Below are 13,295 nucleotides of genomic sequence, written 5' to 3' on the forward strand. Positions count from 1 at the left end.
ACGGCTAGAAGTCCCCGTAGTTGACCTGCCAGGTGGGCAGGCCCATCCGGCGCCAGACCGCGACCACCCGGTCCCGGTCGTCGAGCGAGACCCGGACGGCGTAGCGGTGACGGACGTGGGCGTCGAACAGCTCCGCCTTCACCACGTCGTCGCGGCGCGTGTCGCCCGCCGCCCGCATCCACAGCTCGTCGTACGGCACCCGGTGGCGCCGCAGCCAGGACTCCGTCTGCGGACGGTGCTCCTCGCCGCGCCCCGACAGCAGCACGATGACGTCGCCGTCGGCCCGCTTGAAGGCGTCCAGTGCGTGCCGGACCGACTCGTTGAGCAGGTCGAGCTCGCAGCGCGAGAAGTCGTACGGTCCGCGGTCGCCGGTCAGCGCGAGCGTGCCGTCGATGTCGCACATCACCGCCGACGGCAGCGCCGGGTCGGGGACGTACGCGGTCACGGGCGGCACGGCCGTCGCGCCGGACGTCCCGTTCAGCCACTCGGCCGTGAGCCGCCAGCCGCCCTTGCGGGCCTGCTTGTGCTTCTCGGCCAGGATCCGGATGATCTCCTCGCCCACCTGCCGTTCGCGGGCCGCGTCGCGGCGCAGGCACTCCTCCAGCGGCACGTCGGTGAAGTCGTGCACGACGAAGGTCGCGAGCCCGCCGACGGCCGCCTTGAGCCGCTTCGGGATGTGCTTCGTCAGGTGCGTGTTGTCGACGACCACGTCGAAGCCGCCGGCCACGGCCGCGCGGACGGCCGCGTCCTGGACCTCCAGCACGGTCTGCTCGTGCGCCCAGGACCGGCCCCGCTCGGGGTCCGGCAGGTCGAGCATGGCGCGCAGATCGTCCAGGTTCACGCGCCGCATCCGGCCGCCGGACTGCGCCTGGAGGGCGCGGGCCGCGGTGGTCTTGCCGGAGGCGGGCAGGCCGGTCATGAGGTGGACCACGGGCAGCGGGGGCTCCTGCGCCGCGTGCTCCGCGGCGGCCTCCTCCACGGCGGGCGCCGGGACGCGCGGGGCCGCCTTCCGCGCGGACGCGGGTGCGGTGGAGGCGGGCGCCGACGCGGGTGCGGGCGCCGACGCGGGTGCGGTGGACGCGGGTGCGGGCGCGCGCTCCTCCTCGGACACGGTCCGGTTCTCCTCGTCGCTGATGTAGGGGTCGGCGGCCTCCGGCCGCACCTGGCGCCAGGTCGTGAGCTCGGTCGTCCGGCCGTCCAGCCGCATGAACATCGCCGGGCGGATCGTTCGGTCGTCCAGCTCCTTGACCGCGCGGGCGAAGGCGCCCCGGTCGGCGGCCAGGTGCGCGAGGCCCGCGAAGGCCTCGTCGATCGCGCGCTCGTGCCGCGCGGCCCGCTCCTCCAGGCGGGCGATGACCTCGCGCACCCAGTGGTCGAACTCGTCGGGCACCTGCTCCAGCAGCGCGTCGAGCGGCTTTCCGCCCGACGCCTCGATCTCGGCGACCGTGCAGTTCAGCCCCTGGGCGAGCTGCTTGGCGGGCAGGCCGGCGAAGCGCTGGATGCCGTGGCCGCGCCAGACATCCCGCTCGGTGACGCCGGTGAGCACCTTGTGCAGCCGTACGTACTCCGACAGCTTGGCCTTGGCGCGCACGCCGGAGGCGAAGCGCAGGACGAAGCCCTCGGCGTCCATTCCGGTCGCGGTCGCGCCCCCGGGCAGGGTGTTGGACTCGGTCAGCGCCATCAGCTCGTCCAGCGGCATGGCGGGCCACACCGTGACGACGGAACCGATGCCCTCCCAGTGCGGCGCGGCCTCGGCGAGCGGGACCTCCGTGCCGTCCGGCCCGAAGGCGGCGAGCAGGACGAGGTCGCGGCGGTCGCCGTAGTCGACGACGATGCGGTTCTGCGGGTACAGGATCTCCGCGAGGTACGTGGTGCCCGGGCGCAGGGCCGCGGTGTCCTTCGCGTCGAGCCGGCGCTGGGCCCAGGTGGCCTGGGCGCTGATGAAGGAACCCTTGGAGGCGACCCGCCAGCGGCCCGCGTAGTGGAAGACGACCGCGAGGCTGCCGTCGACCTTGTCGTACACCTCGAACGGCTCGTCGGGGAGCGCGGGCGCGTACGGCATGCCCGCCTCGTGCTCGCCGACGTTGAAGAACTTCGGCAGCGGCAGGGCGACGATCGCGCCGGTGGTGTCGTCGGCGACGAGTCCGCGGCAGCGCGTGGTGACCTCGTCCCAGACGCGCTCGTACTGGGCCGTCCTCGTGTACGTGTAGATGGACAGCGGCAGCTCGGGGTGCGACTTGCGGGTCACGTACCCGGCGTCGATCGAGGCCGCCAGCGCCTGGGCGGGCAGCAGGTCATGCAGAGTCAGGGTCTCCTGGCTCATGGGTTCCTCCCGGATTGAGATGGCTCATTCTCACCTGCGGGAGGGGCCGGCCGGTACTCAGTTTTGCCTGGTCGGGGCAGCGCCCAGACGGTTGATGTCCGCGGGGCGCAGGACGTGGCCGGGCACCGCGGTGCCGGGCGTCGCGACGGCGATCATGGCACGGCCCAGGGTGTCGGAGGTGATGACGAGGTTCGGCGCGATCCGCCGCAGCGGCGGGACCAGCGGTGCGGTGACCGCGTAGAGCAGCCGGTAGAGCCGGGTCTTGGAGGGCACGCCGCGCACGGGCTGGACGATGCCGGGGCGGAACATGTAGGCGCGGAAGGGAAGTTCCAGGAGGTCGTTCTCGGTCTTCCCCTTGACCCGGGCCCACATGAAACGGCCCCGCTCGGTGCTGTCGGTGCCCTCACCGGAGACGTAGACGAAGGTCATGCCCGGGTTGGCGGCGGCCAGCGGCCGGGCCACGGCGAGCGTCAGGTCGTGGGTGACGCGCCAGTAGTCGTCCTCCTTCATGCCGACGGAGGAGACCCCGAGGCAGAAGAAGCAGGCGTCGTACGCGGCCGGGTCGACCCCGGCGGCGGCCAGGTCGGACGGGTCCGCCTGGACGCGCTCGCGCAGTTTGGGGTGGCTCACGCCGAGCGGGGTGCGTCCGACGGCCAGGACGCTCTCGACGGAGTCGTCGCGCAGGCACTCGCGCAGGACGCCCCGGCCGATCATGCCGGTCGCGCCGAAGAGGATGACGTTCACGGGGGAAGCCTAGGCGCGACTAGTGGGAGACGCAGAGCTCGTTGCCCTCGGGGTCGGCGAGTGTCGTCCAGGTGCTGGGGCCCTGGTTGCCTTCGTGGAGGTGGCGGGCGCCCTTGGCGATGAGGCGTTCGACGACGGCGCGCGGGTCGTCCTCCCCGGTACGGACGTCGAGGTGGACCCGGTTCTTGACGGTCTTGGGTTCGGTGATGGACTGGAAGAGGATGCGGGGGGCGCGCTGCAGGCCCTCGGGGTGTCGGATGCCCGCGCCCGCCTTCCAGACGAGGACGCCGTGGTGGGTGGTCGTGTCCGCCTCGGTCGCCTGCCCCTCTTCGACCATGCGGCGGATGAACTCCTCGTCGCTGGGCTCCACTTCCCACCCGAGGGCGTCCGCCCACCAGTCGGCGAGCTCGTGCGGGTGGGCCGAGTCGATGGTCACCTGGAATGTGTATGCCATGCCGGGACCCTACTGAGGGGGCACCTCGGCCGCCACCTGGGGTGAGGCGTCGTCATCGGGCCGTTGTCCCGGGACCGGGCGGGCGCCCCGAGCCCGGGCGGGCGTTGAGGTGGGAGGTGACCAGCGCGGCGAAGGTCAGCAGCCAGGCGCCCGCCGCGACCCAGAGGAGGACCTCGCCCAGCGGGCGCAGCCAGCCGATGCCGGCGGGGCCGGCCACCGAGAGGCAGGCGACGGAGGTCATGCCGAGCGGGAAGACGGTGGCCCAGCGCCGGATGTCGTAGCGCGGGCGCGGGTGGCGCAGTTCGGCGGTGAGGAGGACGACGTACCAGACGAGGGACAGCGCGAGCACGGCCAGGGTGACGCCGCGGAGCACCGTGTGCGCCGAACCCGTCCACACGGGTGACGCCGTGAGCTTGGATCCGGCCAGGGCGGAGATGGAGAGTGCACCGCCCGCGACCCAGTGGTCGCCCGCGCCGCCCACCACTTCGCGCAGGTCGAAGCGCAGGAAGGCGGCCACGTAGAGCACCAGCCCGAGGCAGAAGGCGGCCAGCGCCGCCCAGGCCAGCCAGTCGTGGCCGCCGGCGACGGCAGCGAGGGTCGCCGCGAGGACGGCCAGACCCTGGGTGGCCACGCAGCCGAGGAACGCCACCCCCGGCATCCGCCGCCCCCAGTGCCGTACGACGTTCAGCAGCAGCCCGGGCCAGAGCACCGCGGCGAGCGCCAGCAGGGCGGCCGCCAGGGTCTGCCAGCCGAGCATGGAGAGCCGGGCGCCGATGACGGTGGTGGCGGCGACGGCCGTCAGCGCGGCCGGCGTGTCGGCCTCGGCGCGGAACCGCCCCCGGTCGCCCAGCAGCCGGGCCGTGAAGTCGGCGGCGAGCACGACCCACAGGGCGACGGCGAGGACGAGGGCGACGAGCGAGGACGGCTCGTGCCCGGTCAGGTGCAGGCCGATGGAGATGATGCCCGCCGCCAGGACGGCGGCTCCCGCCGCCGGCGGGAGTCCGGTCCACCAGCCGTTGCCGGGAGGGATGCTCACGCCTCCAGCGGACCCCACCACTCCGCGCGGCGCCAGTGGGCGGGGCCGACCGGCTCGCGGTAAGGCGCCGGGCTCCGCCCCGCACCCCGCCGGGGGGCTGAGGAGTGCGGCTCAAAGCCCGGGGCTCCGCCCCGCACCCCGCTCCTCAAACGCCGGAGGGGCTGAATTTGCGCGCCCCGGAGATCGCCGAGCGGGGCCGGCCGCACCCTGCACCGGCTCCATGCCGCCCGCCGGCCGTGACCCCGTGGCGTCAGAGTGTCTCGCTGAGCGAGTCGGCCGGCCGTCTCCGTGCCGCCCGCGTCGCCGGCAGCGCCGCAGCCGCCACCGCACCCAGTACCGCTACGACGATCACGGTCGACAGCACGGCCGGGGACGGCAGTTGGGCGATGCCCGCGCCGATCCCGCTGGAGGCCCCCTGGGTGTCCACCAGCCATCTGCCGGACAGGGCCCCCAGGGCCGTGCCCACCACGGCGGACGCCAGCGCCGTCAGTCCGGCGGCCGTCACGATCATCGAGCCGATCTGCCGGGGCGTCAGCCCGATCGCCTTCAGCGCGAGCAGATCCCGGCCCCGGTCCCGTACGCCCGTACCGATCAGCGTCAGCAGCTCGATCAGCCCGATCAACGCGAGGACCGCGATCAGGGCGGCGATCACCGCGCGCGCCGGTTCCAACCGATCGACCGGGTTCGGCGTCTGGCGGACCTCCAGGGCGGTGCCCGCCGTCCCGGCGAGCGCGGTGCTCACGGCCACCGGGTCCGCGCCCTCGCGCAGTACGAGGGCGTGGAAGTCGGGGCGCAGCTCCGGATCGCGCTCCCGCAGTGCGTCGATGGTCGTGGTGATCACCCGGCCCCCGGATTCGGGTTCGATGGTGCGGCCGACGACGTGCAGGATCTGCGGGCGTCCCTCGACGGTCATCCGTACCCAGGCGCCGACACGGACCCCGAGGAGGTCGAGCAGCCCTTGCCCGGCAACCGCTTCGTCCGGACCGCTGACGGCGCGGCCTTCGACGACCTTGGAGGGGTACGGGTCCTGGGCCGTGCCCAGGCCTCGGAGCGTGATGGTGCCGGTCTGTCCCGGCACGAGCGCCGCCATCTCGGCGCCGGGGTGGACCGCGGCGACGCCCTGGACGGCCGCGAGGGCCCGCTCCTGTTCCGCGTCGTTCACCCCGGCCGACTGTCCGGCCCGTACGGTCAGTGCCGCGGGCAGTCCCATCTGCGCGGGCCGGGTGCGGAACTGGTCGAGGGTCGACCAGGCGACGAGTGCGACGGTGATGAGGACCAGCGGCAGGGCGAGCCGGGCCACGGCGGCGAGCGTACGGCCGCGCCGCGGAAAGGCCGCCCGCCATCCCAGGACCAGGGCGGGTGGCACGCGTAGGCGGAGCGCTCGTCTGCCGAGCGCGGTCATCGGCGCGGCGGACGGCAGCGCCGCGCGGGCCACCGGCACCGGGGGGACCCGGCCGGCCCGCCAGGCCGAGAGGCCGGTAGCGGCGGCGATCAGCAGCACGGCGCCGCAGGGGATGCCGATCATGAGCGCGGTGTGGCCGGGCAGGTCCTGCCATACCGCGGTCGCCTCCCCGATGCGCCCGGGTATCCGGGAGCCGAGCAGGGCGAGCGCCGCCGCGCCGAGGGCCACGCCGAGCAGGGCGAAGGCCAGGTGCTGTACGAGGAAGCCGCGGGTGACCTGGCCGGGGGTGAAGCCGACGGCCTTGAGGACGGCGATGTCGCGGAGCTGGCCGCGGACGCGGGCGCCGATCGCTCCGGCGGCGGCGAGCGCGGCCGCGAGCAGCGCGCCGAGCCCGAAGACGGCGAACAGCTGTCCGAGCAGCCGGTCGTCGCCGCCCGCCTCGTCCCGTGCCTGCTGCCACTTGGTGACCTGGGCGACCCGGTCGGCGCCGAGGAGGGTCACGGCCCGCTGGACGGTGAAGTCGGTGTCGTCCGGATCGCTCAGGCGCAGGCCCACGCTCTGCCCGGTGTCTCCGTGGGCGACCTCGTCGAGGGTGCCGTCGAGCACCCAGCCGATGCCGGGCCGGCCGCCCGGGTGGTAGCGGGGCTCGGCCACCTCGGCGATCCCGCTGACCTCCAGTGCGTGCGGCGCGCCGTCCGGGCCGATGATCCGTACGGTGTCGCCGGGTGCAGCCCAGAGGGCTCGCGCGACCGAGGCCTCCAGTACGACGGCGCCGTTACCGGTGCCCGTACCGGCCGCGGCGGTGTCCGGTCGGGTGAGCCAGCTGCCGTCGGTGACGAGCGGCCGTCCGGTCTCCGGAGGCGCCGCCCCGGCCGCGCGCAGCGTCACGCCGACCCGGGCGCCGCGTGACTCGATCGTGGTCGCCGTCGTGCGGTAGGGCCCGGAGAGGGCGGCGACCCCGTCCACGCGGGAGAGGGAGGCGGTGTCCGCACCGGCGCGGGTGTGCAACCAGATGTGTGCGCCGTGGGACTGGTTGAAGACGCGTTGCCAGGGGTTGGCGGCGTAGCCGAACAGTGCGCCGGCCAGCAGGAGCGAGGCGATGATCCCGGCGCTGGCCAGGACGACGAAGAGGGCTTCGCCGCGGTGTGCGCGGAAGTCGGCGTGCGCCCAGCGCAGCGTGGCCCGCACGCTCACTCCTTCAGTTCGAGTACGCCGCGGACGCCGTCGGCCGGCTCTCGGCGCCCGGCGCCGAGCTGCGCGTCGTCGGCTATGCGCCCGTCGAAGAAGCTGACGACGCGGTCGGCGGCGCTGGCCATCCGGGCGTCGTGGGTGACCATCACGATCGTCTGGCCGCGTTGGTGGAACCGGGAGAGCAGCCGCAGCACCTCGCGGGTGCCCTTGCTGTCGAGGCTGCCGGCGGGTTCGTCGGCGAGGAGCAGCGCGGGGTGGTTGACCAGGGCGCGGGCGAGTGCGACGCGCTGCTGTTCGCCCCCGGACAGCTCGCCGGGCATCGAGCGTTCGCGACCTTCGAGGCCGAGTTCGGCGAGCAGTTCGGCACGGGATGCGCGGGCGGCTTTCGGGGAGGCGCCGGCGAGCAGGGCGGGGAGTTCGACGTTGTCCGCGACGGTGAGGTTGGAGACCAGGTTGAAGAACTGGAAGACGACGCCGATGCTGCGGCGCCGCAGGACCGCCCAGCGGGCCTCGCGGTACTGGTCGACCCGCTCTCCGCCGATCCACAGTTTTCCGCTGTCGGGGCGCTGGAGGCCGCCCATGAGGTGCAGCAGGCTGGATTTCCCGGCTCCGGAGGGGCCGGTGACGGCGACGAACTCGCCGGGCCGGACGGACAGGTCCACCCCGCGCACGGCGTGCACGGGTACGCCCTCGCCGTGGTGCGTCTTGGTCAGGCCCTCGGCGCGCACGATGGGCTCGGCGGAGTCGGTGGTGGACCCGCCGGACGCGCCGGACCCGCCGGACGCGCCAGGAGCGGCGGTGGTGGCGTCGTCGCTCATTCCAGCTCCTCCTGGCAGCGTTCGAGCCAGTCGAGGTCGGCCTGCAGGTGCAGCATGGCGCCCTCGATCAGCAGTTGGGAGATCTTGTTGTCGCGGTCCTCCGCCGCGGCCAGCTTGGACAGGTCCCGCATGGTGTTGAGGTACTGCCGCCGCTGCTTGTTGATCAGCGCGACCGGATCGGCCAGACCCGACCGGGGTGCGAGGGCGAGTTTCATGAAGAACTCGTCCCGTACCCGGGGTTCCTCGGCGGTGTCCTCGAACCAGGCCTGCACGGCTTCGCGCCCGGCGTCCGTCAGTCGGTAGGTGCGCTTGTTGGGGCGTCCCGACTGCTCGACGTCCTCGCCCTCGATCAGGCCGCTCTTCTCGAGCCGTCCGAGGGTGACGTAGATCTGGCCGACGTTGGGCTGAGGGTACGCGGCGCCCAAGAGCTTCTCAAGGTCCTGCTTCAGCTCGTAACCGTGCGCAGGGCTACGGGTGAGGAGCGCAAGGAGCGCCAGCCGCACTCGCTCTCCCCTCCTTCCCGCTCCGTAGTCAACGGTTCACTCGCCAGCGGGCGGAGTTGCGCCGCCGTCCGTCTCGTCTGCCTGGGCGTCTAGTATCGCCCATGCCTAACGGGTATATATAGGCCACGATGGCCGGCGACGCAGCCGGATCGTGCACTGGGAGGAACCTATGCGGTGGATGCGTGCCGCGGGTAGAGCTCTCCTGGTCGGGGCGGTCGTCCTGGCGGGATACACCGGTCTCGGCGCCCGCGCTGACGCGGGTCCCGGCTCCGAGGACCGCGGCCCGCTGACGCTCGTGACGGCGGGCGATCTGACGAACTACCTCCCCCCGCTCCTGGAGGACTGGAACGAGGCCCGTCCTGACGAGCGCGTCACGCTCGTCGAACTGCCGGACTCGGCGGACGAGACCCGGGCCCAGATGATCAGTGAGCTGCGATCGGGGCGCGACCGGTTCGACGTGTTGAACATCGACGTCGCCTGGACCTCCGAGTTCGCGGCGGCCGGTTGGATCTCCCCGCTCCGGCGTGAGCGCTTCCCGTTGGATTCCTTCCTGCGGCCCGTCGTCGACACCGCGACCTTCGACGGCCGGCTGTACGCGGTCCCGTACGTCACCAACGCCGGGCTGCTCTACTACCGCAAGGACATCCTGGATCGGGAGGGCGAGCAAGCGCCGCGCACCTGGGACGAGCTGGCCCGCCAGGCGCGCACGATCGCCCCGAAGTACGGACTGGACGGTTACGCCGGCCAGTTCCTGCCGTACGAGGGGCTCACGGTCAATGTCACCGAAGCGGTGCATTCGGCGGGCGGATCGATTCTGCGCGACGACGGGGCCCGCGTGAGCGTGGACTCGGACGCGGCGCGCGCCGGACTGCGGTTCCTCGGGGACGGGGTGCGGGAGGGCTGGATCTCCCGTGACGCGCTCGGCTACAAGGAGGAGGAGTCGCGGCGGGCCTTCCAGGACGGCCGGCTGCTCTTCCTGCGGAACTGGCCTTACGTGTACGCGGACGCGAGCGCGCCGGAGTCCAAGGTGGCGGGCAAGTTCGGTGCCGTACCGCTGCCCGGACCCGACGGGCCCGGCACCAGCGTGTTGGGCGGCTCCAACCTCGCCGTGAGCAGCCATGCGCGGCATCCGGCGTCGGCGGCCGACCTGATCTCCTACCTCACCAGTGAACGGGTCCAGAGGCAGGTGCTCACCCAAGGCTCCCTGCCTCCGGTGCGCGCCGCGCTGTACGAGGACCCCGAGCTGGTCGGCGCGTATCCGTACCTGCCCACGCTGCGCCAGAGCGTGCTGTCGGCGGTGCCGCGCCCCAAGAGTCCGCGCTACGACCAGGTGAGCCTCGCCGTGCAGGCCGTGGCGCAGGACCTGCTGGCACTGCGCCAGACGCCGGAGCAGGCGGCGGCCCGACTCGCGCGCGAGCTCGACACCATCTCCCGCAAGGGCTGATCGCACTCTTCCGGTCCTTCCTCAAGGGTCTCTACTTACATGTTAAGTAGAGACCCTTCGTTGTGCATGCGGTCATTCAGGCACAAAACACCCCAGCTTTGCGCTGTTTCTGGACACATCGTTGACACCTTCCTGTCGCTGCTACTTAACATGCATGCATAACAGCGCACCGATCCGGGGCGCTCTCGCATTCAGTAGACAGGTCGACGCGAGATGCTCAGCACCCTTCCGGCCGCCACCGGCCATCCCTCCCCCGCCGCCACCACCTCGGCTCCTTGGTGGCGCGACGCGGTGATCTACCAGGTCTACGTCCGCAGCTTCCTCGACAGCACCGGGGACGGCATCGGCGACCTGGCCGGCGTCCGGGCCGGGCTCCCCTACTTGCGCAAGCTCGGTGTCGACGGCATCTGGCTCAGCCCCTTCTACCCGTCGCCGCAGCACGACCACGGCTACGACGTCGCCGACTACCGCGACGTCGACCCGGTCTACGGCGACCTCGCGGAGTTCGACCGGCTGGTGGCAGACGCCCGGCGCCTCGGACTGAAGCTGCTGCTCGACATCGTTCCCAACCACTGTTCCAGCGAGCACCCGTGGTTCCAGGAGGCGCTCAGCGCCGAGCCGGGCAGCCCGGAGCGCGCCCGTTTCCACTTCGCGCCCGGCCGTGGCCCGGACGGGGCGGAGCCTCCCAACAACTGGCACGCCATGTTCGGCGGTCCCGCCTGGAGCCGGGTCACCGAACCCGACGGCACCCCCGGCGAGTGGTACCTGCACCTCTTCACGCCCGAGCAGCCCGACCTGAACTGGCGCGATCCGGCCGTGGGCGACGAGTTCGAAGGGGTGCTGCGCTTCTGGCTGGAGCGCGGGGTCGACGGCTTCCGCATCGATGTCGCCGCCGGACTGTTCAAGCACCCCTCGCTGCCCGACTCGGACGACCCCGGAGCCGACGAGCGGGCCCGCGACGCCGTCAACCAGCTGGCCTGGAACCGGCCCGAGGTGCACGGCGTATGGCGGCGCTGGCGCTCGATCTGCGAGGAGTACACAACCCGGGACGGCCGCGAGCGGCTGTTGGTCGGCGAGGTGTCCGTGCCCACCGCGCGTGAGCACGCCGAGTACGTCCGCCCCGACGAGCTGCACCAGGCGTTCTTCTTCGACCTGCTCAGCGCTCCCTGGGACGCCGACGCCTTCCGGGCGACGATCACCGACGCGATGCGCGACATCGCCGGCACCGGCTCCACCGTCACCTGGGTGCTCAACAACCACGACCAGGTCCGCACGGTCACCCGCTACGCCGGCGAGCCCGGCGTGGAAGGCAGCGGCCTCGGGGCGGCCCGCGCCCGCGCCGCGGCCCTCCTGATGCTCGCGCTGCCCGGCGCCGCCTACATCTACCAGGGCGAGGAGCTCGGCCTCCCCGAGGTGCTCGACCTGCCCGACGAGGTGCTCACCGATCCGATCTTCCGCCGTACGGGCAGCCGCAAGCACGTCCGTGACGGCTGCCGCGTGCCGCTTCCCTGGTCCGGGCACGCCTCCCCGTTCGGCTTCTCCGAGGCGGCGGCCGGCGCCAAGCCGTGGCTGCCGCAGCCCGAGTGGTTCGCCGAGCACGCCACCGACCGCGCGCTGGCCGACACCCGTTCCTTCTGGCACCTCTACCGCGACGGACTCCAACTGCGGCGCACCCTGCCGCAGCTGGGCGAAGGCCCCCTGCGCTGGCTGGACACGCCTCCCCAGGTGCTCGCGATGACCCGCGGCGACGGCCTCGTCTGCGCCGTGAACTTCGGCACCGAACCGGTGGCCGCCCCGGTCCCCGGCACTCCGCTGCTCGCCAGCGGTCCCTGCCCCGACGGGGTGCTGCCCGCGGCGACCGCCGCCTGGTGGACGGCCGACTGCCCGACCCCCTGACCCCCGGCACCTGACCACTCCTTCCCCTTCCTCCTCCCCCTCCCCTCCCTCCTCCTCCCCCTCTCCCCTCCGCCTTCCCCTTCCCGCGCACCCCTCCGTGCACCTCCGGACCCCGCCCCGCGCCCGGACCTCCAGACAAGGACCCCCTCATGCGACGACCCAGCAAGACGACCCGGCGGACCACGGCCACCGCCTCGGCGGCCCTCACCCTCGCCCTCGGGGCCACCGCCTGCGGCGGCGGCACCACCGGACCCGCGAGCGGCGGCGAACTCAGCGGTCAGACCGTGACCGTGGCAGGTGTCTGGACCGGCAGCGAGCAGCAGAACTTCAAGAAGGTCCTGGACGCCTTCACCGAGAAGACCGGCGCGAAGACGGTCTTCATACCCTCCGGCGACAACGTCTCCACGTTCGTCGGAAGCAAGATCGAAGGCGGCAACGCGCCCGACGTGGTGATGGTCCCCCAGGTGGGTGTGCTCCAGCAGTTCGCCGGCAAGGGCTGGCTCCAGCCCCTGTCCGACCAGGCCGCCGCCAAGGCCGGTTCCACCCTCGCCCCGGTGTGGAAGAACTACGGCACCGTCGACGGCACGTACTACGGCCTCTACTTCAAGGCCGCCCACAAGTCGACCGTCTGGTATGCCCCCGAGGCCTTCGCCCAGGCCGGTGTCACCGAGCCCACCACCTACACCGACATGCTCAAGGCCGGCCGCACTCTCGCCGACTCCGGCCGTCCCGCCTTCGCCGTGGCCGGCGAGGACGGCTGGACCCTCACCGACTGGTTCGAGAACGTCTACCTCTCCCAGGCCGGACCGGAGAGGTACGACCAGCTCGCACAGCACAAGCTCAAGTGGACCGACGAAAGCGTCGTCAAGGCCCTGACCACCCTCGGCGAGCTGTTCAAGGACAAGCAACTCGTCGCCGGCGGGGCCCAGACGGCGCTGGGCACCGACTTCCCCACGTCGGTCGCGCAGGTCTTCGGCCCCGAGCCCAAGGCGGGCATGGTCTACGAGGGCGACTTCGTCGGCGGCGTGGCCAAGGACCAGTTCGGCAAGAAGCTCGGCAAGGACGCCAAGTTCTTCCCCTTCCCCGCGGTCGACGGCGGCAAGGCGCCTGTCGTCAGCGGCGGTGACGCGGCCGTGGTCCTCAAGGACGCGAAGAACGGCAAGGCCGGCATGCGACTCCTCGAATACCTGGCCGGCTCCGAGGCCGCCGAGGTCTGGGCCCGCGCCGGCGGCTTCCTGTCGCCGAACAAGGAGGTCGACATCGCCTCGTACGGCGACGAGATCACCCGCAGCACCGCCAACTCGCTCGTCGCGGCGGGTGACTCGATCCGCTTCGACATGTCGGACCAGGCGCCGGCCGCGTTCGGCGGCACCAAGGGCGCGGGTGAGTGGAAGCTCTTCCAGGACTTCCTGCGTGACCCGTCGGACCCGCGGGGCACGGCCGCCAAGCTCGAGGCCGAGGCCGCCAAGGCCTACGGGAACTGA

10 protein-coding genes are annotated in these 13,295 nt (G+C 72.7%); 3 read left to right on the forward strand and 7 right to left on the reverse strand.

All coding sequences use genetic code 11. The features are described from left to right. Positions 1-4 precede the first annotated feature (4 nt). The 7 genes from ACZ6JT_RS02000 to ACZ6JT_RS02030 all read right to left on the reverse strand — a co-directional run bounded on the left by ACZ6JT_RS02000 (position 5) and on the right by ACZ6JT_RS02030 (position 8,471). Entirely contained in the window at positions 5-2,323 is a 2,319-nt protein-coding gene (locus ACZ6JT_RS02000) for a phosphatase domain-containing protein (protein ID WP_469206188.1), read from the reverse strand. Positions 2,324-2,380: 57 nt separating this feature from the next. Then, positions 2,381-3,067, reverse strand: a complete 687-nt coding sequence (locus tag ACZ6JT_RS02005) for a Rossmann-fold NAD(P)-binding domain-containing protein (RefSeq protein WP_469206190.1) — start codon at positions 3,065-3,067, stop codon at positions 2,381-2,383. A 19-nt stretch (positions 3,068-3,086) separates the two neighbouring features. After that, the gene (locus tag ACZ6JT_RS02010; protein WP_469206192.1) at positions 3,087-3,521 is read right to left on the reverse strand and encodes a VOC family protein; all 435 of its coding nucleotides are present in this window, start codon (positions 3,519-3,521) and stop codon (positions 3,087-3,089) included. A 52-nt stretch (positions 3,522-3,573) separates the two neighbouring features. Next, positions 3,574-4,557, reverse strand: coding sequence for a tellurite resistance/C4-dicarboxylate transporter family protein (locus ACZ6JT_RS02015; RefSeq protein ID WP_469206194.1), 984 nt, complete (start codon positions 4,555-4,557; stop codon positions 3,574-3,576). Between the two features lie 250 nt (positions 4,558-4,807). Next, positions 4,808-7,147, reverse strand: coding sequence for an FtsX-like permease family protein (locus tag ACZ6JT_RS02020; protein ID WP_469206196.1), 2,340 nt, complete (start codon positions 7,145-7,147; stop codon positions 4,808-4,810). Between the two features lie 2 nt (positions 7,148-7,149). Then, positions 7,150-7,968, reverse strand: a complete 819-nt coding sequence (locus ACZ6JT_RS02025) for an ABC transporter ATP-binding protein (protein ID WP_469206198.1) — start codon at positions 7,966-7,968, stop codon at positions 7,150-7,152. Continuing rightward, positions 7,965-8,471: a PadR family transcriptional regulator gene (locus ACZ6JT_RS02030; protein ID WP_266385967.1), complete on the reverse strand. Its 507-nt coding sequence runs from the start codon at positions 8,469-8,471 to the stop codon at positions 7,965-7,967. Before ACZ6JT_RS02030 ends, ACZ6JT_RS02025 begins: the two co-directional genes overlap by 4 nt. 169 nt (positions 8,472-8,640) lie before the next feature. On the opposite strand from ACZ6JT_RS02030, the gene ACZ6JT_RS02035 reads away from it, so the two are divergent. The 3 genes from ACZ6JT_RS02035 to ACZ6JT_RS02045 all read left to right on the forward strand — a co-directional run bounded on the left by ACZ6JT_RS02035 (position 8,641) and on the right by ACZ6JT_RS02045 (position 13,295). Then, positions 8,641-9,915, forward strand: a complete 1,275-nt coding sequence (locus tag ACZ6JT_RS02035) for an ABC transporter substrate-binding protein (protein WP_469206201.1) — start codon at positions 8,641-8,643, stop codon at positions 9,913-9,915. A 213-nt stretch (positions 9,916-10,128) separates the two neighbouring features. Beyond that, a complete protein-coding gene (locus ACZ6JT_RS02040) occupies positions 10,129-11,811 on the forward strand; it encodes a glycoside hydrolase family 13 protein (protein WP_469206203.1) in 1,683 nt (560 codons plus the stop codon). 149 nt (positions 11,812-11,960) lie between these two features. After that, positions 11,961-13,295 (forward strand): ABC transporter substrate-binding protein, encoded by a 1,335-nt coding sequence (locus tag ACZ6JT_RS02045; RefSeq protein ID WP_469206205.1) that lies wholly within the window; start codon positions 11,961-11,963, stop codon positions 13,293-13,295.

This window comes from Streptomyces sp. NPDC046308, assembly GCF_055588065.1.

Coding starts and splice junctions, on each gene's coding strand:
- ACZ6JT_RS02040 (WP_469206203.1), top strand. CDS start 10,129: ATGCTCAGCACCCTTCCGGCCGCCACCGGCCATCCCTCCCCCGCCGCC.
- ACZ6JT_RS02045 (WP_469206205.1), top strand. CDS start 11,961: ATGCGACGACCCAGCAAGACGACCCGGCGGACCACGGCCACCGCCTCG.
- ACZ6JT_RS02025 (WP_469206198.1), bottom strand. CDS start 7,968: ATGAGCGACGACGCCACCACCGCCGCTCCTGGCGCGTCCGGCGGGTCC.
- ACZ6JT_RS02035 (WP_469206201.1), top strand. CDS start 8,641: ATGCGGTGGATGCGTGCCGCGGGTAGAGCTCTCCTGGTCGGGGCGGTC.
- ACZ6JT_RS02010 (WP_469206192.1), bottom strand. CDS start 3,521: ATGGCATACACATTCCAGGTGACCATCGACTCGGCCCACCCGCACGAG.
- ACZ6JT_RS02000 (WP_469206188.1), bottom strand. CDS start 2,323: ATGAGCCAGGAGACCCTGACTCTGCATGACCTGCTGCCCGCCCAGGCG.